This is a genomic window from Bartonella sp. MU70NMGDW (assembly GCF_042194085.1).
In the GTDB taxonomy this organism is placed as follows: Bacteria; Pseudomonadota; Alphaproteobacteria; order Rhizobiales; family Rhizobiaceae; genus Bartonella; species Bartonella grahamii.
Window position 1 is genome coordinate 1 of the sequence record NZ_JBHIMK010000578.1, and the last position, 504, is coordinate 504.

Sequence of the window (504 nt, forward strand, 5' to 3'; positions counted from 1 at the left end):
GATACAGAGCTTACAGAAGCAGAAAAAGAAATACTTCAAGAAATCATCATGACCTACAAAAGTGTAAAAGTGATGTCTCGCTTGATGAAGTGGATAGCATTCATCCTCTTTTTGCTTATCATTGATTTTGCACGCCTTATGGATGCATTAGTAAATATTTTTACACAAAAACCAAATATTCGACTCTACACATACTCTGAGACGCGCGAAATTCTTTAGAAAATGGATTATTAATTTTGCTTGTCTCATGGAGGTGATAGAGAATGTCTTCTTCCATTTAAAACAGTGCATTTCAAAGAATTCAAAAAATTATTAGAGAACATTGGAGGAAACAGATGAGCTTTGTAAAAGTATGTTGGAAAATCCTATTCCCGAACTTTAAAAAAGATTACAAAGAATAAATACATTATACATGGGTAAAAACCGGATGGTGATCCCGACAGGATTCGAACCTGTGACCCACGGCTTAGAAGGCCGTTGCTCTATCCAGCTGAGCTACGGGAC

The 504-nt window shown here is 36.3% G+C and carries 1 protein-coding gene; it reads left to right on the plus strand.

Annotated elements, in window-relative coordinates; all coding sequences use genetic code 11:
- On the plus strand, positions 1-219 hold a 219-nt coding region (locus ACFIKE_RS12260; protein WP_375650242.1), incomplete at its 5' end, for a hypothetical protein.
- Between the last annotated feature and the right edge of the window lie 285 nt (positions 220-504).